This is a genomic window from Streptomyces sp. NPDC033178 (genome assembly GCF_055577685.1).
Window position 1 is genome coordinate 43,875 of sequence record NZ_JBVIPT010000021.1, and the last position, 22,279, is coordinate 66,153.

17 protein-coding genes are annotated in these 22,279 nt (G+C 70.9%); 12 read left to right on the plus strand and 5 right to left on the minus strand.

The features are described 5' to 3' along the window. The first annotated feature begins 140 nt into the window (after window positions 1-140). Both ACZ5VQ_RS39730 and ACZ5VQ_RS39735 read left to right on the plus strand, forming a co-directional pair. Window positions 141-827 carry a response regulator transcription factor gene (locus ACZ5VQ_RS39730; RefSeq protein ID WP_362079268.1) on the plus strand — a complete coding sequence of 229 codons (687 nt, stop codon included), beginning with the start codon at window positions 141-143 and terminating at the stop codon, window positions 825-827. 9 nt (window positions 828-836) lie between these two features. Next, window positions 837-2,240, plus strand: coding sequence for a sensor histidine kinase (locus ACZ5VQ_RS39735; RefSeq protein WP_469109263.1), 1,404 nt, complete (start codon window positions 837-839; stop codon window positions 2,238-2,240). Window positions 2,241-2,307: 67 nt separating this feature from the next. Here the strand turns inward: ACZ5VQ_RS39735 and ACZ5VQ_RS39740 are convergent, their stop codons facing one another. Then, window positions 2,308-3,306: a TAXI family TRAP transporter solute-binding subunit gene (locus tag ACZ5VQ_RS39740; RefSeq protein ID WP_469109264.1), complete on the minus strand. Its 999-nt coding sequence runs from the start codon at window positions 3,304-3,306 to the stop codon at window positions 2,308-2,310. Between the two features lie 133 nt (window positions 3,307-3,439). Here ACZ5VQ_RS39740 and miaB point away from each other — a divergent pair, with 133 nt between their 5' ends. Then, entirely contained in the window at window positions 3,440-4,960 is a 1,521-nt protein-coding gene (gene miaB / locus ACZ5VQ_RS39745; protein ID WP_469109265.1) for a tRNA (N6-isopentenyl adenosine(37)-C2)-methylthiotransferase MiaB, read from the plus strand. Window positions 4,961-5,045: 85 nt separating this feature from the next. Further along, entirely contained in the window at window positions 5,046-5,837 is a 792-nt protein-coding gene (locus ACZ5VQ_RS39750; protein WP_469109266.1) for a class III extradiol dioxygenase subunit B-like domain-containing protein, read from the plus strand. Window positions 5,838-6,328: 491 nt separating this feature from the next. Here ACZ5VQ_RS39750 and ACZ5VQ_RS39755 read toward each other — a convergent pair whose 3' ends face one another. Further along, complete coding sequence (locus ACZ5VQ_RS39755; RefSeq protein WP_362079285.1) at window positions 6,329-6,613, minus strand: antitoxin; 285 nt, start codon at window positions 6,611-6,613, stop codon at window positions 6,329-6,331. 24 nt (window positions 6,614-6,637) lie between these two features. After that, a complete protein-coding gene (locus ACZ5VQ_RS39760; RefSeq protein WP_469109267.1) occupies window positions 6,638-6,922 on the minus strand; it encodes a hypothetical protein in 285 nt (94 codons plus the stop codon). 182 nt (window positions 6,923-7,104) lie between these two features. Between ACZ5VQ_RS39760 and miaA the strand changes: the two genes are divergently transcribed. The 6 genes from miaA to hflX all read left to right on the plus strand — a co-directional run bounded on the left by miaA (window position 7,105) and on the right by hflX (window position 15,297). Then, a complete protein-coding gene (gene miaA / locus ACZ5VQ_RS39765; RefSeq protein ID WP_466778511.1) occupies window positions 7,105-8,043 on the plus strand; it encodes a tRNA (adenosine(37)-N6)-dimethylallyltransferase MiaA in 939 nt (312 codons plus the stop codon). 108 nt (window positions 8,044-8,151) lie between these two features. Continuing rightward, complete coding sequence (locus tag ACZ5VQ_RS39770) at window positions 8,152-8,673, plus strand: hypothetical protein (protein ID WP_362079468.1); 522 nt, start codon at window positions 8,152-8,154, stop codon at window positions 8,671-8,673. A 159-nt stretch (window positions 8,674-8,832) separates the two neighbouring features. After that, a complete protein-coding gene (gene dapF, locus ACZ5VQ_RS39775) occupies window positions 8,833-9,702 on the plus strand; it encodes a diaminopimelate epimerase (RefSeq protein WP_469109268.1) in 870 nt (289 codons plus the stop codon). 172 nt (window positions 9,703-9,874) lie between these two features. Then, window positions 9,875-12,016 carry a RelA/SpoT family protein gene (locus ACZ5VQ_RS39780; RefSeq protein WP_469109269.1) on the plus strand — a complete coding sequence of 714 codons (2,142 nt, stop codon included), beginning with the start codon at window positions 9,875-9,877 and terminating at the stop codon, window positions 12,014-12,016. 87 nt (window positions 12,017-12,103) lie between these two features. After that, a complete protein-coding gene (locus tag ACZ5VQ_RS39785) occupies window positions 12,104-13,621 on the plus strand; it encodes a M1 family metallopeptidase (RefSeq protein ID WP_469109270.1) in 1,518 nt (505 codons plus the stop codon). Window positions 13,622-13,803: 182 nt separating this feature from the next. After that, the gene (hflX, locus tag ACZ5VQ_RS39790) at window positions 13,804-15,297 is read left to right on the plus strand and encodes a GTPase HflX (protein WP_469109271.1); all 1,494 of its coding nucleotides are present in this window, start codon (window positions 13,804-13,806) and stop codon (window positions 15,295-15,297) included. A 104-nt stretch (window positions 15,298-15,401) separates the two neighbouring features. Here hflX and ACZ5VQ_RS39795 read toward each other — a convergent pair whose 3' ends face one another. Together ACZ5VQ_RS39795 and ACZ5VQ_RS39800 are read right to left on the minus strand one after the other, a co-directional pair. After that, window positions 15,402-16,601: a trypsin-like serine peptidase gene (locus ACZ5VQ_RS39795; RefSeq protein WP_469109272.1), complete on the minus strand. Its 1,200-nt coding sequence runs from the start codon at window positions 16,599-16,601 to the stop codon at window positions 15,402-15,404. A gap of 245 nt (window positions 16,602-16,846) precedes the next feature. Then, window positions 16,847-18,076 (minus strand): trypsin-like serine peptidase, encoded by a 1,230-nt coding sequence (locus ACZ5VQ_RS39800; RefSeq protein WP_469109273.1) that lies wholly within the window; start codon window positions 18,074-18,076, stop codon window positions 16,847-16,849. 333 nt (window positions 18,077-18,409) lie between these two features. Between ACZ5VQ_RS39800 and ACZ5VQ_RS39805 the strand changes: the two genes are divergently transcribed. Next, a complete protein-coding gene (locus tag ACZ5VQ_RS39805) occupies window positions 18,410-19,918 on the plus strand; it encodes a diaminobutyrate--2-oxoglutarate transaminase family protein (protein WP_469109274.1) in 1,509 nt (502 codons plus the stop codon). A gap of 243 nt (window positions 19,919-20,161) precedes the next feature. Beyond that, window positions 20,162-22,276, plus strand: a complete 2,115-nt coding sequence (locus ACZ5VQ_RS39810) for an IucA/IucC family protein (RefSeq protein WP_469109275.1) — start codon at window positions 20,162-20,164, stop codon at window positions 22,274-22,276. Window positions 22,277-22,279 lie beyond the last annotated feature (3 nt).

Consider the following 22,279-nt stretch of genomic DNA (forward strand, 5'->3'; position numbering starts at 1 on the left):
CCGGCTGCGTAACGGAACTCGGCCGCGCCCCGAACACACTTGACGCCGTCAGCGTCATCGGACTGACTTCCAGGGGGCACGCGCGCGTGCCCACGTCTATCCACCGAAAACGTACGACCGATGAACCGAAGGGGGCCGGGATGAGACTGCTCCTCGTCGAGGACGACAATCACGTGGCCGCCGCTCTGTCCGCGGTCCTCGCACGTCACGGCTTCGACGTCACCCACGCGCGCAGCGGCGAGGAGGCCCTCCAGGCGCTCGTCCCCGAAGGCGCCGGCTTCGGAGTGGTGCTCCTCGACCTCGGCCTGCCCGACCAGGACGGCTACGAGGTCTGCGGCAAGATCCGCAAGCGCACCAGCATCCCCGTGATCATGGTCACCGCGCGCGCCGACGTGCGCTCCCGGATCCACGGCCTCAACCTCGGCGCCGACGACTACGTGGTGAAGCCGTACGACACCGGGGAGCTCCTCGCCCGTATCCACGCCGTCAGCCGGCGCACCGTCGCCGACGAGGCCGCGGCCCCCGGTGAGACCGCGCTGCACCTCGGGTCCGTACGGATCGAACTGCCCACCCGTCAGGTCAGCGTGGACGGTTCGGTTGTCCAACTGACCCGCAAGGAGTTCGACCTTCTCGCCCTCCTCGCCCAGCGTCCCGGCGTCGTGTTCCGGCGGGAACAGATCATCAGCGAGGTCTGGCGCACCAGCTGGGAGGGGACAGGCCGCACCCTGGAGGTGCACGTCGCGTCCCTGCGCTCCAAGCTGCGCATGCCGGCCCTGATCGAGACCGTGCGCGGCGTCGGGTACCGGCTCGTCGCGCCCGCCGCGTAGCGGGGCCAGGTGCGCGCACGTCTCCTCCCGCTGCTCATCGTCCTGATGGCGGCGGTACTGCTCGCCCTCGGCGTCCCCCTCGCCGTCAGCCTGGCGGCCGCCCAGCAGCAGAAGGTGGTCGTCGACCGGATCGACGACACGGCCCGCTTCGCGTCCCTCGCACAGTTCGTCACCGACCCGCCCAAGGGCTCACGGGTCGAGTCCTCGGACGAGCGCCTCAACACGCTCGGCAGGGAACTCATCAAGTACAACGGGCTGTACGGCATCAAGGTCGGCGTGTTCTACCGCGACACCATCATGGCCAAGGCGCCCGTGGACTGGTACATCCCCGTGAAGGGCGAGGCCCGTGACGCCTTCGACGAGGCCTTCCAGAGCCGCCGCAGCCACGACCCCGCACAGGTCTGGCCGTGGCAACGGGACCGTCTCGTCGTGGCGTCCCCCGTCATCCGGGACGGTGACGTCATCGCCGTCGTGGTCACCGACTCGCCCACCGGGCAGATGCGCTCGAAGATCCTGCGCGGCTGGCTGGTCATCGGCGTCGGCGAGATCGCCGCGATGCTCCTCGCGCTCAGCGCCGCGCTGCGCCTGACCGGCTGGGTGCTGCGGCCCGTACGCGTCCTCGACGCCACCACCCACGACATCGCGACCGGCCGCCTGAAGTCCCGCGTCGCGGCCGCGGGCGGGCCGCCGGAACTCAGACGCCTGGCCCGGTCGTTCAACGAGATGGCCGACAACGTCGAGGACGTGCTGGAACAGCAGCGCGCCTTCGTCGCCGACGCCTCGCACCAGCTGCGCAACCCCCTGTCCGCCCTGCTGCTGCGCATCGAACTGCTCGCCCTGGAACTCCCCGAGGGCAACGAGGAGATCGCCTCCGTCCGCACCGAGGGCAAGCGCCTCGCGCAGGTCCTGGACGATCTCCTGGACCTCGCCCTCGCCGAGCACGCCGAGGCGGACCTGCGGCTCACCGACATCGGCGAGCTGACCGCCGAGCGCGTGGCGTCCTGGTCGCCGGTCGCCGACGACAAGGGCGTACGACTCGTCGGGACCTGCCCCGCCACGACCGCCTGGGCCGACCCCGTCGCCCTGTCCAGCGCCCTGGACGCGGTGATCGACAACGCACTGAAGTTCACCCCCGAAGGAGAGTCCGTCGAGGTCGAGGTGGCGTCCAACGGCGAGGTCTCGACCATCGTCGTCACCGACCTCGGTCCCGGCCTCACAGACGAGGAACTCACCCGCGTCGGCGACCGCTTCTGGCGCAGCCCCGGCCACCAGAACATCAAGGGCTCGGGCCTCGGCCTGTCCATCTCCCGGGCCCTGCTCTCGGCGGGCGGCGGCGCCATCGCGTACGAGCACCACGAGCCGCACGGCCTGAAGGTGACGGTGAGCGTGCCGCGGACGGTGCCGGGAGCCTGAAACCGCCCCGCGAGCGGCGCCCGTGCCGTGCCTGTGCCGTCGCCCCGGCCTGCCGCCGTACGAACCGCTACGGCTTGACCGAGCGGTAGTAGCGGCTCGCACCCTCGTCCAGGTCCAGCGGATCGGTGTAGATGGCGGTCCGCAGGTCCACACGCTGTGCCGCGTGCACCTCCTCGCCGATGCGGTCGCGACTGTGGATCACCGTGCGGGTCATCCCCTCGGTCAGCTCCGTGTCCGTTCCCGCCCGGGTGACCAGCAGGTTCGCCACCGCCACCGTCTGCACGGATTCTCCGGACTGGGCACGGGGATAGGCATCGGCCGGCATGACGGCGGACCGGTAGTACTCGGCTTCCTGCCCTTGCTTGTGCAGTTCCTCCACGAGGTCGGGGGTGATCTGGAGCAGCCTGATGTCGGATCTGTTCGAGAGGTCGCTCACTGCTTTCGTCGGGAGCCCGCCGGACCAGAAGAAGGCGTCGATCTTCTTCGATTCGAGCAGCTCCGGCATTTCTCCTATGCCTACGGACACCGGCTGGATGTCCTTGTCCAGGTCGAGGCCGGCCGCTTCCAGCACATGCTCGGCGATCAGCCGCACCCCGGAGCCGCGCGGCCCCACCGCGACCCGCTTGCCCTTCAGCTCCGCGATGGTCTCGACGGGGGAGCTCTGGGGGACGATCACGTGCACGTAGTCGTCGTACAGCCGGGCACAGCCGCGGAGCAGTTCCGCGCCCCGGCCGCCCTCCCGCTGGTACTTCGCCACCGCGTCGGCGGCCGCGATGGTGAAATCGGCCTGCCCGGTGGCGACCCGCTGCACGTTCTGCTGCGAGCCCACGCTTCCTTCGAGCTCCACCTTCAGACGAGGCATGTCCTTCGCGAGCGCCTCCTGCAGCAGCGTCCCGTACAGCTGGTACACGCCGGACGCCGACCCCGTACTGAAGGACACCGTCCCGCCCGGTGAGCTCTTGCCCAGGGGCAGCAGCCACCACAGGAGCAGCCCGAAGGCCACGAAGGCGGCGGCCGAACCCTGCAGGGCCCGGCGTCTGCCAATACGGGAAAATGCCTGGAACATGGGCGCGATCCTGCCAGCACACCGCCCACGATGACCAGGGCCGGGCCCCCGGAGGCGGGCGCCGCGGCCCGCACGCCCCCGCACGACAGGCGCCAGGGCCGGACGTACTCCGGGCACCGCCTACCCTTGTCGCATGAGCAGCAGCGACCGGAGCCGTGCAGTGGACCTGACGAGAACGTATGAAGTACGCACTTACGGATGTCAGATGAACGTCCACGACTCGGAACGGCTCTCCGGACTGCTCGAGGACGCCGGGTACGTACGCGCGCCCGACGGCTCCGACGGTGACGCCGACGTCGTCGTCTTCAACACCTGCGCGGTGCGGGAGAACGCCGACAACCGTCTCTACGGGAACCTCGGCAGGCTCGCGCCGATGAAGACGAAGCGGCCCGGCATGCAGATCGCCGTCGGCGGCTGCCTCGCCCAGAAGGACCGCGACACCATCGTGAAGAAGGCGCCCTGGGTGGACGTCGTCTTCGGTACGCACAACATCGGCAAGCTGCCCGTCCTCCTGGAGCGCGCCCGCGTACAGGAAGAGGCACAGGTCGAGATCGCCGAGTCGCTCGAAGCGTTCCCCTCGACGCTGCCGACCCGCCGCGAGAGCGCGTACGCGGCCTGGGTCTCCATCTCCGTCGGCTGCAACAACACGTGCACCTTCTGCATCGTCCCGGCGCTGCGCGGCAAGGAGAAGGACCGCAGGACCGGCGACATCCTCGCCGAGATCGAGGCCCTGGTCGGCGAGGGCGTCTCCGAGATCACGCTGCTCGGGCAGAACGTAAACGCTTACGGCTCCGACATCGGCGACCGTGAGGCCTTCAGCAAGCTCCTGCGGGCCTGCGGGAAGATCGAGGGCCTGGAACGCGTCCGCTTCACCTCGCCGCACCCGCGCGACTTCACGGACGACGTCATCGCCGCGATGGCCGAGACACCGAACGTCATGCCGCAGCTGCACATGCCGATGCAGTCCGGTTCGGACACCGTCCTGAAGGCGATGCGCCGCTCGTACCGGCAGGAGCGCTACCTCGGGATCATCGACAAGGTCCGCGCCGCGATCCCGCACGCCGCGATCACCACCGACATCATCGTGGGCTTCCCCGGCGAGACCGAGGAGGACTTCGAGCAGACCCTGCACGCGGTCCGCGAGGCCCGCTTCGCGCAAGCGTTCACGTTCCAGTACTCCAAGCGCCCCGGCACCCCGGCGGCCACCATGGAGGGGCAGATCCCCAAGGAGGTCGTGCAGGCGCGCTACGAGCGTCTCGTCGCCCTCCAGGAGGAGATCTCCTGGGACGAGAACAAGAAGCAGGTCGGCCGCACGCTGGAGCTGATGGTCGCCGAGGGCGAGGGCCGCAAGGACGGCGCCACCCACCGCCTCTCCGGCCGCGCCGCCGACAACCGCCTGGTGCACTTCACCAAGCCCGACACCGAGGTCCGCCCCGGCGACGTCGTCACCGTCGAGATCACGTACGCCGCTCCGCACCACCTGCTCGCCGAGGGCGCCGTCCTCGACGTGCGCCGCACGCGCGCGGGGGACGCCTGGGACAAGCGCAACGCCACCGAGGCCGCCAAGCCGGTGGGCGTCATGCTGGGGCTGCCGAAGATCGGGGCGCCTGAGCCGCTGCCGGTCGCCACGGGCAGCGGGTGCGGCTGCGACTGAGGGTCTGCCGCAACACGGACGGGGAAGTGACACCCGGCCGCCGAGGAGTGCCGTCCGGCCGTCGCACGGGGCTACGCTGCCGATCATGCTTGTCGCCGCTGCCGTCTGCCCCTGCCCGCCCCTCCTCGTGCCCGACGTCGCCGCGGGCGCCGCACCCGAACTGGACGCCGCGCGTGCCGCCTGCGCGGACGCGCTGGGGGTACTGGCCGCCGCGCGGCCCGACCGGCTGGTGGTCGTGGGTCCCGCCGCGCAGAGCGGCCGTGGACCCCACCCGGAGGGCGCGCGGGGCACGTTCCACGGCTTCGGCGTGGATCTCGACGTCAGGCTGGGGCGGAACGAGGATCGGCTGGGCCGGAATGGAGATCGCCTGGGCCAGAACAGGGCCCGGACGCCAGAGGGCCCGGCCGGATCCGGACCCGTCGAGGGCGCCGATCGGCCCCTGCCGCCGTCGCTCGCGGTCGCTGCCTGGCTGCTCGGTCGTACGGACTGGTCGGACGCCCCCGTCGAAGGTCTCGGCGTGGGGGAACCTCTCGCGGCCGAGCGGTGTATCCAAAGCGGAAGGGAAATCGCCGCGCGGGCCGAGAGAGTGGCGTTGCTGGTGATGGGCGACGCCAGCGCATGCCGCACGCTCAAGGCACCCGGGTATCTGGACGACCGGGCGGCAGGCTTCGACGCGGAGGTGGCGCATGCGCTCGGAACGGCCGACGTGGCCGCGCTCAAGACGCTGGACGCGGAGCTGGCGTACGAGCTGAAAGCCTCCGGCCGCGCGCCCTGGCAGGTGCTCGCGGGCGCGGCCGAGGGGGCGGGGCTCGCGGGGTCGCTCCTGTACGAGGACGCGCCTTACGGCGTGGGATACGTGGTGGCGGCCTGGTCGTAGTGACTGGGCCGGGTGTGGGGCTTGGGCCTGGCGTAGGCCCCCTGCCTGGCGTAGGACCCGGCTTGGCGTAGGACCCGGCTTGGCGTAGGACCCGGCTTGGCGTAGGACCCGGCTTGGCGTAGGACCCGGCTTGGCGTAGGACCGGAGCCGGCCGGTCTGCGCGCCCGGGGTGGTCGGTCGTAGCGTCCGAGACGGTCGTAGCACCTGGGGCGGTTGTAGTGACCGCGCTCGCCCTGGCCCTGTGCTGGTCGTGGTGCCGGCGCGTGTCGGGTGCGCGGCACCGTCGGGATGCCATCTGTGCCTTCAGTGCCTTCTGTGCCCCTGCCGGGACTCGGGCAGGGGCGAAGCCGACAGACGCGGGGCGGCAGGTAGGGGGGCGGCGGGGGTGACAGGCACGGGGCGGCGGGACCGCGGGGCGCCAGGATGCCGCCAACACGGCGGACGGCCCGGAGCTCAACGTGCTCCGAGGCCGTCCGCCGATGTGGTGTCGCTCAGGATGCCGAGGGCGGTGATGCCGGGGGAGACGGGGGCGTCGCGCCGCCGTCCGTACCGTCACCCTCCTTGTGCGCGAGTCGGTCCAGGGCGCCCTTGGCCTTGCCCGTGCCCGTCTGGATCTTGTCGCTGTACTTGCCCTTGGTCTTCTCATCGGCCAGCTTCGCGGCCTTGTCGAGACCCTGCTCGATCTTGTCGATCTTTCCCCCGTGCTGCTGCGCGAGGTCGGAGACCTTCTCCTTGGCAGGCGCGAGCCTGGCCTTCAGGTTGTCCAGGAGACCCATGGTTCACCTTCCCTCGCGGGACAGTTACTTGCGGGCGCCCTCGCCGGCCTCGCTGTCGGCCGCCTCCTCGGCGGACTGCTGCTTGGGGATCTCGACGCCCTCCGCCGCGGAGTCCTCGGACTCCGCCGACTCCGTCGCCGCTCCGGACTCGGCCTCGGTCTCGGCCTTCGCCGACCCCTTCGCCGCGTCCTCCGCATCCGCCCCGGACTCGGCCGTCACCGTGTCGGCCTCGGCCTCAGCGGTCGACGCCTCCTCCGAACCCTTGGACTTAGGCCCATCTTTACGAAGAAGCCGTGCAAAAACGCCCATATCATCTCCATACTCTACTCATGTGGGCGAAATTCCGCGCTGCCCGGTGCGTCCCATTGCGTCGCCCGGGTCACCGGCCCTCACGACCGGCGGCTGGAACCTCGCAACAGGCAACGACCCCGGCCCCGCGCCGTCACGTAGCTCGTTCGAGAAGAGGCCCCGAGGTTTGCGAGACTGTTGCGGTGAGTAGTCCTGCCCCCGCCCCGCGGGTCATCGCCGTCGTCGGTCCCACCGCGGCGGGAAAGTCCGATCTCGGCGTCCATCTGGCCCAACGCCTGGGCGGCGAGGTCGTCAACGCCGACTCGATGCAGCTCTACCGGGGGATGGACGTCGGTACCGCCAAGCTGACGCCCGAGGAACGGGGCGGCATCCCGCACCACCTCCTGGACATCTGGGACGTGACGGTCACGGCGAGCGTCGCCGAGTACCAGCGCCTCGCGCGCGACCGCATCGACGCACTCCTGACCGAGGGACGCTGGCCGATCCTCGTCGGCGGCTCCGGGCTGTACGTCCGGGGAGCCGTCGACAACCTGGAGTTCCCCGGCACCGACCCGGAAGTACGGGCCCGCCTGGAGGAGGAGCTCACCCTGCGTGGCTCCGGTGCCCTGCATGCCCGGCTCGCCGTCGCCGACCCCGAGGCCGCCCACGCGATCCTGCCCAGCAACGGCCGCCGGATCGTCCGGGCCCTGGAGGTCATCGAGATCACCGGCAAGCCGTTCACCGCCAACCTCCCCGGCCACGACTCCGTCTACGACACCGTGCAGATCGGCGTCGACGTGGCGCGCCCCGAGCTCGACGACCGCATCGCCCTGCGGGTGGACCGCATGTGGGAGGCCGGCCTCGTCGAGGAAGTGCGCGCACTGGAGGCGCAAGGGTTGCGCGAGGGGCGTACGGCGTCGCGCGCCCTCGGCTACCAGCAGGTGCTCGCGGCGCTCTCGGGGGAGTGCACGGAGGACGAGGCGCGTGCCGAGACCGTACGGGCCACCAAGCGCTTCGCGCGCCGTCAGGATTCCTGGTTCAGACGCGATCCACGGGTGCATTGGCTGAGTGGGGCTGCGGCGGATCTCACAGAACTTCCGCAGCTCGCGCTGGCATTGGTCGAACGACCGGTCACAGCCTGATCACGTCCTGGCATCGGGACGCTCCGGCCGTCATCCCGGTCTCCGAGGCCGTGCCATCATCGAGCTTCGATCGACCAAGTGGAGTCCGAGTTGGGAGGGCGCGTGGCGATGGAGGCCGGCCCTCGCGACACCGCACAAGGCGCGGAACAAGGCACCGCCACCGGCGGGGCGCACGACACCGCACAGGAGCAGCAGGACCCCGATGAGGACCGACTGAGCCCGGACGGGCCCGACGAGATCACCGGCGGGGTCACCGCCGACGGTCCCGAGCCCGACGAGATGTTCCCGGGGCCCGAGGTCGAGGTCGAGCTGCGGCCACAGCGGCGCATGCGCATCTGGCAGCTCGCACCCATCGTGAGCCTCGCCGCACTCGGCTCCCTGATGTTCGCCTTCCCGCTCGCCTTCGACTTCGGCGACAGCGGGGCCATGATCGCCATGCTCGGCCTGCTGATCTGCTCCTGTGCCGCCGGCTGGGGCATGATGGCCGCCCGCCGCGTGGGTTACACGTGGCCAGGCCTCCCGCAGCGCGGCTCCGGCCGCCGCCCGGACTGGCGGGTCGTGATCGCGTACGCGGTCGTCGTCGCCGCGGTCGTGGTGCTTGCTGTGGGGCGCGTGGCGCGGCTGCGCTGAGCCTTCTGGGCGGCCTGCCCGGCGTGCGCGGTCCTGCTGCCTGACAGGTTCCGCCCCTGAGGCCTCTGTCGGTGAGGTCCGGTTGCCTGTGAGGTCCGCCGTGGTCCGGCTGCCGGACCACACGGCCGGGTTGTCGTACCGACCCCTTACGATCGAGGAATGAGCACGCGGATCGCCTTCCTCAAGGGGCACGGGACCGAGAACGACTTCGTGATCATCCCCGACCCCGAGAACGTCATCGACCTGCCCCCGGCCGCCGTCGCCGCCCTGTGCGACCGCCGCGCGGGCATTGGCGGGGACGGTCTGCTGCACGTCGTGCGGTCCGCGGCGCACCCCGAGGCACAGGCGATGGCGGCCGAAGCGGAATGGTTCATGGACTACCGCAACGGCGACGGCTCGATCGCGGAGATGTGCGGCAACGGAGTTCGTGTGTTCGCCCACTACCTCCAGCGCGCCGGACATGTGGCCGAAGGTGACATCGCCGTCGCCACGCGCGGAGGCGTCAAGACGGTGCACATCGCCAAGGAGGGCGACATCACCGTCGGCATGGGCAAGGCGCTCCTCCCCGAAGGGGACGTCACCGTGAGCGTCGGCGACCGCAGCTGGCCCGCGCGCAACGTCAACATGGGCAACCCCCACGCGGTCGCCTTCGTGGAGGACCTCGACCACGCCGGAGATCTGTACACGGCGCCGCCGTTCAGCCCCGCCTCCGCGTACCCGGACGGCGTGAACGTCGAGTTCGTCGTCGACCGTGGTCTTCGTCACGTCGCTCTGCGTGTCCACGAGCGCGGCTCCGGCGAGACCCGCTCGTGCGGCACGGGCGCGTGCGCCGTGGCCGTGGCGACGGCACGCAGGGACGGCGCCGACCCCGCGGTGACCGGCGCACCGGCGACGTACACGGTCGATGTGCCCGGCGGGCGTCTGGTGATCACCGAGCGGCCCGACGGCGAGATCGAGATGACCGGGCCCGCGGTGATCGTCGCAGAGGGTGAGATCGACGCCGGATGGCTCGAAACCGCGACCCCCTGAACCTTCGCTCGAATGGGTGATCCGTTTCACGCTCGGCGAGAGGCGGTCAGCCGGGCGTGGTGGGCTCGGTAGCATCAAGCACCGGCCCGGACGGGGGAACGACGCCATCCCCAGAGCCGCGCAGTACGCCATGGGGCACCCCGTCCGCCGGTCCACGCAGCCGGAGGTGCCCATGAGTGCGGAGGCCACGAACCCCGCGACGCCCGGCCCCATGACGCCCGGGGCACAGCGCAGGAGAAGCCGCCCCCGGATCGACCTGCGACGCCTCGGCCGGGCCGCTCTCCTGGGGCCCACAGTCCGCGGCCGGCTGCCCGACGCGATCGGCCACGTGGTCGAGGCCCATCGCGCCCACCATCCCGACGCCGACCTGGACCCGCTGCGCCGCGCGTACGTCCTCGCCGAGTCCTCGCACCGCGGCCAGATGCGCAAGAGCGGCGAGCCGTACATCACGCACCCGCTCGCCGTGACGCTGATCCTCGCCGAACTCGGCGCGGAGACCACGACTTTGACGGCGTCTCTGCTCCACGACACCGTCGAGGACACGGAAGTGACACTCGATCAGGTGCGTGAGGAGTTCGGCGAGGAGGTCCGCTATCTCGTCGACGGCGTGACGAAGCTGGAGAAGGTCGACTACGGGGCGGCCGCCGAGCCCGAGACGTTCCGCAAGATGCTCGTCGCCACCGGCAGCGACGTACGCGTGATGTCGATCAAGCTCGCCGACCGGCTGCACAACATGCGCACCCTCGGCGTGATGCGCCCCGAGAAACAGGCACGCATCGCCAAGGTGACGAGGGACGTGCTGATCCCGCTCGCCGAACGCCTGGGTGTGCAGGCCCTGAAGACCGAGCTGGAGGACCTCGTCTTCGCGATTCTGCACCCCGAGGAGTACGCCCACACCCGCGAACTCATCGTCAACAACGCCTCGCGCGCCGACGATCCGCTCGACGAGATCGCCGAAGAGGTGCGGGTGGTCCTGCGCGAGGCCGGTCTGCAGGCCGAAGTCCTCATCCGGCCACGGCACTTCGTGTCCGTGCACCGTGTCTCGCGCAAGCGCGGCGAGCTGCGCGGCTCCGACTTCGGACGCCTCCTGGTGCTCGTGAACGAGGACGCCGACTGCTACGGGGTCCTCGGCGAACTGCACACCTGTCTCACGCCCGTGGTCTCGGAGTTCAAGGACTTCATCGCCGTCCCCAAGTTCAACCTGTACCAGTCGCTGCACACCGCGGTCGCCCGCACCGACGGCCAGGTCGCCGAAGTCCTCATCCGTACGCACCAGATGCACAAGGTCGCCGAGGCCGGCGTCATCGCGCTCGGCAATCCCTACGCTCCTCCTTCGGAGGAGCAGACGGACGGCGACGGCACGCGCGTCGGCGACGCGGTGGACGGCGAGCGCGCCGACCCGACCCGTCCCGGATGGCTCTCCCGCCTCCTCGACTGGCAGGAGGCGGCCCCGGACCCCGACACGTTCTGGTCGACGCTCCGCGAGGACCTCGCCCAGGACCGGGAGATCACCGTCTACCGGCCCGACGGCGGCACACTCGGGCTGCCCGCGGGCGCCAGTTGTGTCGACGCCGCGTACGCCCAGTACGGCGAGGACGCGCACGCCTGCATCGGCGCGCGCGTCAACGGCCGCCTGGTGAGGCTCAGTACGGTCCTGAGCGACGGCGACACCGTGCAACTGCTCATGGGCCAGGACGCGGCCTCCGAGCCCTCCAGGGAGTGGCTGGAGCACGCGCACACGCCCGTGGCGCGGATCGCCATCACCCGCTGGCTGGCCGCGCACCCCTCACCCGCGACACCGCCCGAGGCGCCCGCCACGACCCGCCGCCCCTCCGCGGACGCGCCCGCCGCGCGCCCGGCCGCCGCGGACGTCGTCGTCGACCACCCCGGCGCGACCGTACGCCTCGCGGGCTGTTGTACGCCCGTGCCGCCCGACGACATCACCGGCTTCGCCGTACGCGGCGGAGTGGTGACCGTGCACCGCGTCGAGTGCGCGGGCGTGACCCGCATGAAGGACCTAGGGCGCACGGAGGTCTCGGTGCGCTGGGGCGACACCTCGGAGTGCCGCGTCACCCTCTTCGTCGAGTCCTTCGGCCGGCCCCACCTGCTCGCCGACCTCACCGAGGCCATCGCCCTGGAGGGCGTCGACATCGTCTCGGCGACCGTCGAACCGCCCAGCCAGCAGCGAGTACGTCACACCTACACGCTCCAACTCCCCGACGCCGCCCACCTTCCCGTGCTGATGCGCGCGATGCGCAACGTTCCGGGTGTCTTCGACGTGGGCCGCGCACAGCACCAGACGACGACTCCGTAGAACAGCGACTCGGCGGAAAGCGCCCGTTCGGGTGGGCTCGGCGCGAGTCGTCGCCGCGGGGCGGGCGGTCGCTGATAGCCGTGGTCCATGCTGCGCACCCCCAGGACCACCCCCCGTACCGGGACGCCACGTCAGAAGGTCCCCCGACGGCTCCGCACGGCGTTCCTCGCCTCCGCCGCCTCCGTCTGCCTCATCGCCGCGAGCGCCCCCGCTCCGGCCCCGCTCGGCATCGGCGACCGGCTCTTCCCGCACCTGGGCAACCCCGGGTACGACGTCACGGCGTACGACCTCGCCTTCACCTATCCCGGCAGCAACAGCAAGCCGCTGCCGGCCGTCACCACGATCGTGGCCAGGCCGACAGACTGGCTGGAGCAGGTCAATCTTGACTACTCGCTCGGAACAGTGCGATCCGTCGAGGTCAACGGCGAGCCCGCGGAGTTCCGGAGTGCCGGGGAGGACCTGGTGGTCACACCCGCGGAGCCGCTGCCGCCCGGCATCCGGATGCGGATCACCGTGCGCCACGACAGCAACCCCGTGTCGAGCAAGGACCAGGACAGCGGCTGGGTGCGGACCGAGGACGGCCTCGCGATGGCCAACCAGGCCGACGCCGGCCACCGGGTCTTCCCGAGCAACGACCACCCCTCGGACAAGGCCCTGTTCACCTTCCGGGTCACCGCGCCCAACGGCTACACGGCTGTCGCCAACGGGCTGCCCCTGGACGTGAACCGGCGCGCCGCGGCGACCACCTGGACGTACCGGACCGAGCACCCCATGGCCACCGAGCTGGCCCAGATCTCCATCGGCCGCTCCTCCGTGCTGCACCGGAGCGGGCCGGACGGCCTTCCCGTGCGCGACGTCGTACCCACCAAGGACCGCGAGCTGCTGGAACCGTGGCTCAGGAAGACACCCGACCAGATCGCCTGGATGCAGGAGAAGGTCGGCGACTACCCCTTCGAGACCTACGGGCTGCTGATCGCCGAGGCCCGCACCGGGTTCGAACTGGAGACACAGACGCTCTCCCTCTTCGAGAAGGAGCTCTTCACGCGGCCCGAGTACCCGAAGTGGTACGTCGAGGCGATCATGGTGCACGAACTGGCGCACCAGTGGTTCGGCGACAGCGTCTCCCCGCGCACCTGGTCAGACCTGTGGCTCAACGAGGGCCACGCCACCTGGTACGAGGCCCTCTACGCCGAGGAGAAGGCCGACAAGCCCATGGAGGCGCGGATGCGTGCCGCCTATCGGGCCTCCGACACCTGGCGCGCCACGGGAGGCCCGCCCGCCGCGCCCAAGGGGGCCGCGCCCGGCGAGAAGCTCAGCATCTTCCGCCCGAACGTCTACGACGGCAGCGCCCTGGTCCTGTACGCGCTGCGCGAGGAGATCGGCCGCCGCTCCTTCGAGCAGCTGGAGCGGACCTGGGTGAGCACCCACCGCGACGGGGTCGCGGACACCGCGGACTTCACGCGCCTCGCCTCGGGCATCGCGGACCGTGATCTGAGCGGATTCTTCGAGGCATGGCTCTACGGGGAGAAGACCCCGCCCATGCCGGGCCACCCCGACTGGCGCAGCGAGAAGCCCGTGGAGAAGCCCGCCAAGCCCACGCGATAGCCGCAAAACCCGATGACGAGACGGGCCGTGCCGTGCGAACATCTTCACGTCGACGCCACTTCGGGTCGGCGGCACGGCCCTTCGGAATCCGGACGGGAATCTCCCGGCGGCCCCGGACGTTGTCGTGAATGTCGGACGGAAGTCCGTCGTCCCACAGGTATCCCCATCGACGTAAGGACCCAATGACCTCCTCTTCTTCCCCTTCCCAGGACACGCAGAGCTTCGCGCAGAACTACCCCGACGGTCTTCGGGCCGATGCCCTGATGGAAGAGGACGTCGCCTGGAGCCACGAGGTCGACGGAGACCGGGACGGCGACCAGTTCGACCGCTCCGAGCGTGCGGCCCTGCGCCGCGTCGCTGGCCTCTCCACCGAGCTCGAGGACGTCACCGAGGTCGAGTACCGACAGCTCCGTCTGGAGCGCGTGGTGCTCGTCGGTGTGTGGACCTCCGGGACCGCGACCGATTCGGAGAACTCCCTCGCGGAGCTCGCCGCCCTCGCCGAAACCGCGGGCGCGCTCGTGCTCGACGGCGTCATCCAGCGCCGCGACAAGCCCGACGCGGCCACCTACATCGGCTCCGGCAAGGCCAACGAGCTGCGGGACATCGTGCTGGAGACCGGCGCGGACACCGTCATCTGTGACGGTGAGCTCTCGCCGGGCCAGCTGATCCACCTCGAAGACGTCGTCAAGGTCAAGGTCATCGACCGTACGGCCCTGATCCTCGACATCTTCGCCCAGCACGCCAAGTCCCGAGAGGGCAAGGCACAGGTCGCGCTCGCGCAGATGCAGTACATGCTGCCGAGGCTGCGAGGCTGGGGTCAGTCTCTGTCCCGTCAGATGGGCGGCGGCAAGGGCGGCGGCCTCGCCACCCGTGGTCCCGGTGAGACCAAGATCGAGACCGACCGGCGCCGCATCCGCGAGAAGATGGCGAAGATGCGCCGGGAGATCGCGGACATGAAGGTCGGGCGCGAGATCAAGCGCCAGGAGCGCCGGCGCAACAAGGTGCCCTCGGTGGCGATCGCCGGCTACACCAACGCCGGCAAGTCCTCGCTGCTCAACCGCCTCACGGGCGCGGGCGTGCTGGTGCAGAACGAGCTGTTCGCCACCCTCGACCCGACCGTGCGCCGTGCCGAGACGCCCAGCGGGCGGATCTACACACTCGCGGACACCGTCGGCTTCGTCCGGCACCTGCCGCACCACCTCGTCGAGGCGTTCCGCTCCACGATGGAGGAGGTCGGGGACTCCGACCTGATCCTGCACGTGGTCGACGGTTCGCACCCGGCGCCGGAGGAGCAGCTGGCAGCCGTGCGCGAGGTCGTCCGCGACGTGGGTGCCACCAAGGTGTCCGAGATCGTGGTGATCAACAAGGCGGACGCGGCCGACCCGCTGGTGCTCCAGCGGCTCATGCGGAACGAGAAGCGGTCCATCGCCGTCTCGGCCCGCACGGGCCAGGGCATCGCCGAACTGCTCGCGCTCATCGACGTGGAACTGCCGCACCCCTCGGTCGAGATCGAGGTGCTCGTGCCGTACACGCTCGGCCGACTGGTCGCGCGCGCCCACTCCGAGGGCGAGGTGATCTCCGAGGAGCACACTCCGGAGGGCACCCTGCTCAAGGTGCGGGTGCACGAGGAGCTGGCGGCGGAGCTGGCGGCGTACGTTCCGGTGCCGGCTGTCTGATCCGATCGCATACGGCGAAGGCCCGCCCCCTCTGGCAGGGGGCGGGCCTTCGCCGTATCCGTGGCGCGGATGCCCTGGGCGTGGCGCCGACGTGCCTACGGCGCCTACTTGGCGCCGTACTCCTTGCTCATGTTGTCGAAGAGCGTCTTGGCGCCCTGGCCCAGCTGCGGTCCCGCGAGCCAGGTGTTGTCGGCCGGGCCGATCGAGGTGTTCGAGACGAGCACGGTCTTGCCGTCGACGACCCGGAACCAGCCGCCGCCCGACGACCCGCCGGTCATGGTGCAGCCGATGCGGTACATCGTCGGCAGGCTCGGGCTGAGCGAGAGCCTGCCCGGCCGGTCGACGCACTTGTGCATGATCAGACCGTTGTACGGCGGCGCGGCCGGGTAACCCCAGGCGCCCATCGTGCCCGCGTCCGCCGCGGCGGGGGTGGAGAAGTCGACGTCCAGCGCCGTACCGACGGTCTCCTCAAGGGACTTGGAGCCCGACTCCGGCTTCACGTGCAGCACCGCGTAGTCGTACGCGGCACCCGCGCCGCCCGACTCAGAGCCGCCCTTGATCCACTCGTTCGAGGTAGACGCCCAGTCCGCCCAGTACTGGCCGTACGGGGAGATCTCCTGCTGTGTCGCGTTGGCCAGCTCGGCCTCGGACTTGCCGAGGTCGTTGTAGGCGGGCACGAAGGCGATGTTGCGGTACCAGCCGCCGCCACCGCCCGCGTGGACACAGTGGCCGGCGGTCCACACGAGGTTGGACTTCCCCGGGTTGCGCGGGTCCTTGACGACCGTGCCGGAGCAGACCATCGAGCCCTCGGGGGAGTCGAAGAAGACCTTCCCGACCGGGGCGGCGTTGTCGTGGTACGGGGTCTCTTCCCGCGTCGCGGTGACCGGTGCAGGCGCCGGGTCGCTCACGCCCTGGTCGGCCGAGGCGTCCTTCGCGGAGATCGTCTTGTCCGGGTCCTTGGCGGACTTCATCCGCTCGGGCTTCCAGAGGCCCTCGATCACCGGGTTGACGAAGTCCTCGGCCTCAGTGAGCCACTTGTCCTTGTCCCAGTTCTTCCATTCGCCGTCCTTCCAGTCGTCGACATCGATGCCGTGTTCCTTGAGCCTGTCGGCGATGTCGGCCGGAATCTCGATCTTGTCGCCGCCGGAGGCCCCGGAGCCGCCGGCGACCGGCTTGTCGGCGGCGTTGTCGTCGCCCGACTCGCAGGCGGTGGCGGTGAGAGTCAGAGTCGCCGCCAGCCCGGCGGCGACGAGGACGCGGCGCCGCCCGCGCATCCCCGAGAAGGACGGACGTGTGGAACGCATCGTGTTGTTACCCCCGATAGAACGTGCAGCTTTCGTCTGCGGGTCAGGCGCGAAGAGCGCGAAAAGGGCTCTCCGCGGAGCCCGTGTCACCGCGACACCCCACTATGCCCGGGGAGTCGAGGACGAACGGCGGCCGGGCGGTGAAGGTTTCCGTGAGGCCCCACCCTGCCGCCGTCCGTCCTCGTGCCGCTACTGCTGTGCTGCTACGGCTACGCCGCTGTTGCCGCGTCGCTACTGCCGCGCTGCTACTGCTGCGCCGCGAACTTCTTGCTCACCGCGTCGTAGATCCCCTTGGCCTCCGTGCCCAGGTGCGGGCCCGCGAGCCAGCCCGCGGTCACCGGGCCGATCGAGGTGTTGGACACCAACGAGGGCTTGCCGTCCGAACCCGCCGCGACCCAGCCGCCGCCCGACGAACCGCCGGTCATGGTGCAGCCGATGCGGTACATCGTCGGCTCGGACTCGGCGATCGAGAGCCGGCCCGGCTTGTCCGCGCACTGGAACATGGTCTCCCCGTCGAACGGCTTCGCCGCCGGGTAGCCGGTCGCGGTGATGTCCCCGACCTCCGACACGGCCGGAGCGTTGAAGTCCACCGGGAGCGCCGAACCGACGGTCTCCTCAAGGGACTTGCCCCCGCTGCCCTTCTCCGGCGTGACATGAATGACCGCGAAGTCGTACGAGGCGCCGTCGCCGCCCGTCGCGCCACCCTGCTCGATCCACTGGTCCGAGGTCTGCGCCCAGTCACCCCACCACAGACCGTACGGAGCGACCTCTTCCTTGGTGGCGGTCGCGAGCTCCGCCGCCGACATGGCGTCGTTGTTGTACGAGGGCACGAAGGCGATGTTGCGGTACCAGCCGCCCTTCTTGCCGGCGTGCACACAGTGGCCCGCGGTCCACACGAGGTTGGACTTGCCCGGGTGGGCCGGGTCCTCGACCACGGTCGCCGAGCAGACCATCGTGCCCTCGGGGGAGTCGAAGAACACCTTGCCCGCCTCGGGCGCGTTCTCGTGGTACGCCGCCGGGACGGCCTTCGCCTCCACGGGCGCGGGCTCCGGGTCGGTCACGCCCTGGTCACCCGAGAGGTCGTTCTCGTCGACGCCCTTGCCCTGGTCCGGATCCTCGGCCTCGCGCATACGGTCCGGGTCCCACAGATCCTTGATGATCGGGTTGATGTAGTCCCCGGCCTCGCGCAGCCAGTCGTCCTTGTCCCAGTTCTTCCAGGCGCCGCCCTTCCACTGGTCGATGTCGATCCCGTGCTCTTTGAGCCTGTCCTTGATGTTGTCCGGGATCTTGATCTTGCCGTCACCCGCCGCGGACGCCGACGCCTGAGCGCCCGCGTCGGTGTCCTCCTCCGAACCGCAGGCGGTGGCGGTCAGCGCCAGGGCGGTGGCCAGTCCGACCGCGGCCAGTATGGGGGAGGTTCTGCGGCGCGAGCTCCTCCCTCGACGGGCGGCGAAGAGCGGGCGTATGGGTCGCATGGTGTGACTCCCCCTGGAGGTGAACGAACAACTCTGTGCTGCCACATGGGACTTCGTACGGATCCGGTGACCCGGATGTGTCCGACGTGGACCGTGGGTGCTGATCAGCGGGGATTCGCTGAACGGCACCACAGACTATGCCGTTGCTGTGGGGGACTTCCGACGGAACCGCAACGGTTCCGTCACGGCAAGGATCTTCGCCCCACCGTTGCCCCTCGCGGTCCTCGTCGTTGGTACGTACGGGGGACGTTCCGGCTGCGTTCATTCCCCTGTCGCCTCCCACCGGGCGGCCGAGCAACTCGCCTCTTCTGGACAGCGGGAGGACCGACAGACGTGGCTGTGACCGAGTCTGCGCCCGAGACGGCGCCCGCGATGCCCGAGGCCGCGGGGGCGCGCGCGACACAGGAGAACGTCGGGGCGCGCACGGCGCACGAGGGGATCCTGCGGCGCCAGGCGGCGCGTGAATCCGCGGCGCGCACCTATGCACGCGCCCTGCCGATCGTCCCCGTCCGCGCGCGAGGCCTGACGATCGAGGGTGCCGACGGGAACCGCTACCTCGACTGCCTCTCGGGCGCCGGGACGCTGGCCCTCGGCCACAACCACCCGGTCGTACTGGAAGCCATCAGGAAGGTCCTCGACTCCGGGGCGCCGTTGCAGGTCCTCGACCTGGCCACGCCTGTCAAGGACGCCTTCACCACCGAGCTGTTCCGCACGCTGCCGCCCGGTCTCGCCGACCACGCGCGTGTGCAGTTCTGCGGGCCCGCCGGTACGGACGCCGTGGAGGCCGCCCTGAAACTCGTGCGCGCCGCGACCGGGCGCAGCGGGATTCTCGCCTTCGCCGGCGCGTACCACGGGATGACCGCGGGGGCGCTCGCGGCATCCGGGGGCGCGTCCGACGTACGTGTCGCGCGCCTGCCCTATCCGCAGGACTACCGCTGTCCGTTCGGCGTCGGCGGCGAGCCGGGTGCCGAACTCGCCTCGCGCTGGACCGAGTCCATCCTCGACGACACCAAGTCCGGCGTGCCGAACCCCGCCGGGATGATCCTGGAACCTGTGCAGGGTGAGGGCGGAGTGATTCCGGCCCGCGACGACTGGATGCGGCGGATGCGGGAGATCACCTCGGCGCGCTCCATCCCGCTGATCGCCGACGAGATCCAGACGGGAGTCGGGCGGACCGGCGCCTTCTGGGCGGTGGAGCACAGCGGCATCACACCCGACGTGATGGTCCTCTCCAAGGCCATCGGCGGCAGCCTGCCGCTGGCGGTCGTCGTCTTCCGCGAGGACCTCGACGTGTGGGAACCGGGCGCCCACGCGGGCACGTTCCGCGGCAACCAGCTCGCCATGGCCGCCGGCGCCGCGACGCTCGCGTACGTCCGCGAGAACGGCCTCGCCGAGCGGGCCGCGGCTCTGGGCACCCGCATGATCGCCCAACTCCAGAGCCTTGCCGACGACTTCGGCTGCGTCGGCGACGTGCGCGGCCGTGGGCTGATGATCGGCGTCGAACTCGTGGACCCCGAGAAGCCGCCGTCGTCCCCCGGCGGACCGCCTCCCGCGGCTCCCGAACTGGCGGCCGCCGTCCAGAGGGAGTGCCTGCGCCGCGGGCTGATCGTGGAACTCGGCGGACGGAACTCCAGTGTGGTGCGTCTGCTTCCACCGCTCACGATCACCGACGAACAGGCGAGCGCGGTGCTCAACCGGCTGGCGGACGCGGTGTCGGAGGTCGCCAAGGCGCACACCGGCTCGGCGGCCGAGGCCACCCGGCGGACAGCGACCGGGCGCACCCAAATGGTCGGGCACGCCCAGGGCACCGAGCACACCCAACGGGGCGAGCGATCCGGATAGCAGCCGGTCCACTGGACGGCTCGGCAGTGGGGCCCCGGAGACGTCGTCCTCCGGCGCCACCCGCGAGGCACCACCGGAACTGCCTCCTTCGCCCCGCACCCCCGAATCCAACCCCGCACCCCTGCAAACCGGACGACACCCGCACTCGCACCCGCGTCAACCAGGAATCGCACGGGTCCAACGCACGCCGGAACAGCCCCGGTTCGTCACCGCACGAACCTGAACCACCCCCGAGGAAGCCTCTTGAACGCCATCCCCGCACCCGACGGCCACCCCTACACCCACGAGCGAGGAGGGCGCGGCACACAGGCCCCGCTCGGGTCGGGGGCCGAATCGGTCCCCAGGCAGAAGACAGGGTCCCAGGAGTCCGAACGGCTGCGCGGCGCCACCACCGACCTGCTGGAACACCCCGATCCCCACACCGCGGCCCAGGCCGCCGCCATCGAGAACCTGCTGCGCTGCTGGGTACGTGAGCACGACCTCGCCGCCCCCGACGACGGCACCCTCCGCATCTCCCTCCCCGCGAGCGGCACAGCCCTGGTCGTTCCGGTCCACTACTGGTCCCCCACGGGATGGCACCGCCTCGGCCCGCCCTACCTCTCCGACGCCCCCGACCAGGCGCCTCCCACGGACGCGGTGACCCTCGCCGCCCTCCTGGGACGGGAGACCCCGACGACCGGAGCGCCCACCCAGCCGACCGCCCTCACGGCCCCGGACGCTCCCCACGCCTCCACCGCCCCGGACGCTCCCGCCGAGCCAATCGCCTCCGACGCCCCGGATACTCTTGGCGAACCCCAAGCCTCCGGTGCCCCAGACGCTCCTGCCGAGCCCCACGCCTCCGCCACGACGGACGCCCTCGACGCCCCCGCCCACTCCCACGCCTCGGTCGACGGCGGTGACCTGGTCGGCCGAGTCGCCGACTCCGTACGGCGGACCGTCGTCTTCATCACGGACCGCCGGGAAAATCCCGCCGACGGCCCCGACCTCTTCCTCTCGGCCGAGCAGGCGCTGCTGCTCGGCCATCCGCTGCACCCCACCCCGAAGAGCCGCGAGGGACTTTCCGGGGCCGAAACCCGCCTCTACTCACCAGAGTTGCGCGGCTCCTTCCCCCTGCACTGGATGGCCGTCGCCCCCTCCGCGCTCGCCACTGACTCGGCCTGGACCGAGCGAGGCCGCCTCGTGCCCGCAGAGCAGCTCACCACCCGGCTTGCCGGCGCCGGACTGCGGCTGCCCGACGGATACGCCGTGCTGCCGATGCACCCCTGGCAGGTCCGCGAGATCCGCCACCGCCCGGATACGGCGAAACTTCTGGACGCCGGCCTGCTCCTGGACCTCGGTCCCCATGGCTGCCCGTGGTACCCCACCTCCTCCGTACGCACCCTCTACCGCTCCGGCGCCGCCGCGATGCTGAAGCTCTCGCTGGGCCTGCGCATCACCAACTCCCGCCGGGAGAACCTCCGCAAGGAACTCCACCGCGGTGTCGAGGTCCACCGGCTGCTGCGCGCCGGCCTCGCCGAACAGTGGCAGGCCGCCCACCCGGGCTTCGACATCGTCCGCGACCCGGCCTGGCTCGCGGTGAACGACCCGGACGGCAACCCCGTGCCCGGCCTCGACGTGATGATCCGCCACAATCCGTTCACGCCGACGGACGACGTCTCCTGCGTCGCCGGACTCGTCTCGCCCAGGCCCCAGGCCCAGTCCACCGGACAGCAGCACCCCGAGCAGAGCAGGACCACGACACGGGCCAGGCTCACCGAGATCGTCACCCGGCTCGCCGGACGCACGGGCCGGCCACGCGGCGCCGTCGCCGCCGAGTGGTTCCTGCGCTACCTGGAGCAGGTCGTCCGCCCCGCCCTCTGGCTGGACAGCGAGGCGGGCATCGCGCTGGAGGCCCACCAGCAGAACACCCTGCTCCTGCTGGACCAGGAAGGGTGGCCCGCGGGCGGCCGCTACCGCGACAACCAGGGCTACTACTTCCGCGAGTCCCGGCGCGCGGAACTGAACGAACGGCTCCCCGGCATCGGCGAGAACAGCGACACGTTCGTCTCCGACGAGGTCACCGACGAGCGCTTCGCCTACTACCTCGGCATCAACAACGTGCTCGGCCTCATCGGGGCCTTCGGCTCCCAGCGCCTCGCCGACGAACGGCTGCTGCTCGCCGCCTTCCGCCGGTTCCTAACCGACGTCGCCACGGGGTCCGCCCGACTGCGTACCTCCCTGCCCGCCCAGTTGCTCGACTCACCCGTGCTGCGCTGCAAGGCCAACCTGCTGACCCGGCTGCACGGCCTCGACGAACTCGTAGGTCCCGTCGACACCCAGTCCGTCTACGTCACCATCGCCAACCCCCTTCATTCCTGAGGA

Coding starts and splice junctions, on each gene's coding strand:
- ACZ5VQ_RS39730 (WP_362079268.1), top strand. CDS start 141: ATGAGACTGCTCCTCGTCGAGGACGACAATCACGTGGCCGCCGCTCTG.
- ACZ5VQ_RS39740 (WP_469109264.1), bottom strand. CDS start 3,306: ATGTTCCAGGCATTTTCCCGTATTGGCAGACGCCGGGCCCTGCAGGGT.
- miaB (WP_469109265.1), top strand. CDS start 3,440: ATGAGCAGCAGCGACCGGAGCCGTGCAGTGGACCTGACGAGAACGTAT.
- ACZ5VQ_RS39750 (WP_469109266.1), top strand. CDS start 5,046: ATGCTTGTCGCCGCTGCCGTCTGCCCCTGCCCGCCCCTCCTCGTGCCC.
- ACZ5VQ_RS39755 (WP_362079285.1), bottom strand. CDS start 6,613: ATGGGTCTCCTGGACAACCTGAAGGCCAGGCTCGCGCCTGCCAAGGAG.
- ACZ5VQ_RS39760 (WP_469109267.1), bottom strand. CDS start 6,922: ATGGGCGTTTTTGCACGGCTTCTTCGTAAAGATGGGCCTAAGTCCAAG.
- ACZ5VQ_RS39770 (WP_362079468.1), top strand. CDS start 8,152: ATGGAGGCCGGCCCTCGCGACACCGCACAAGGCGCGGAACAAGGCACC.
- dapF (WP_469109268.1), top strand. CDS start 8,833: ATGAGCACGCGGATCGCCTTCCTCAAGGGGCACGGGACCGAGAACGAC.
- ACZ5VQ_RS39780 (WP_469109269.1), top strand. CDS start 9,875: ATGAGTGCGGAGGCCACGAACCCCGCGACGCCCGGCCCCATGACGCCC.
- ACZ5VQ_RS39785 (WP_469109270.1), top strand. CDS start 12,104: ATGCTGCGCACCCCCAGGACCACCCCCCGTACCGGGACGCCACGTCAG.
- hflX (WP_469109271.1), top strand. CDS start 13,804: ATGACCTCCTCTTCTTCCCCTTCCCAGGACACGCAGAGCTTCGCGCAG.
- ACZ5VQ_RS39795 (WP_469109272.1), bottom strand. CDS start 16,601: ATGCGTTCCACACGTCCGTCCTTCTCGGGGATGCGCGGGCGGCGCCGC.
- ACZ5VQ_RS39800 (WP_469109273.1), bottom strand. CDS start 18,076: ATGCGACCCATACGCCCGCTCTTCGCCGCCCGTCGAGGGAGGAGCTCG.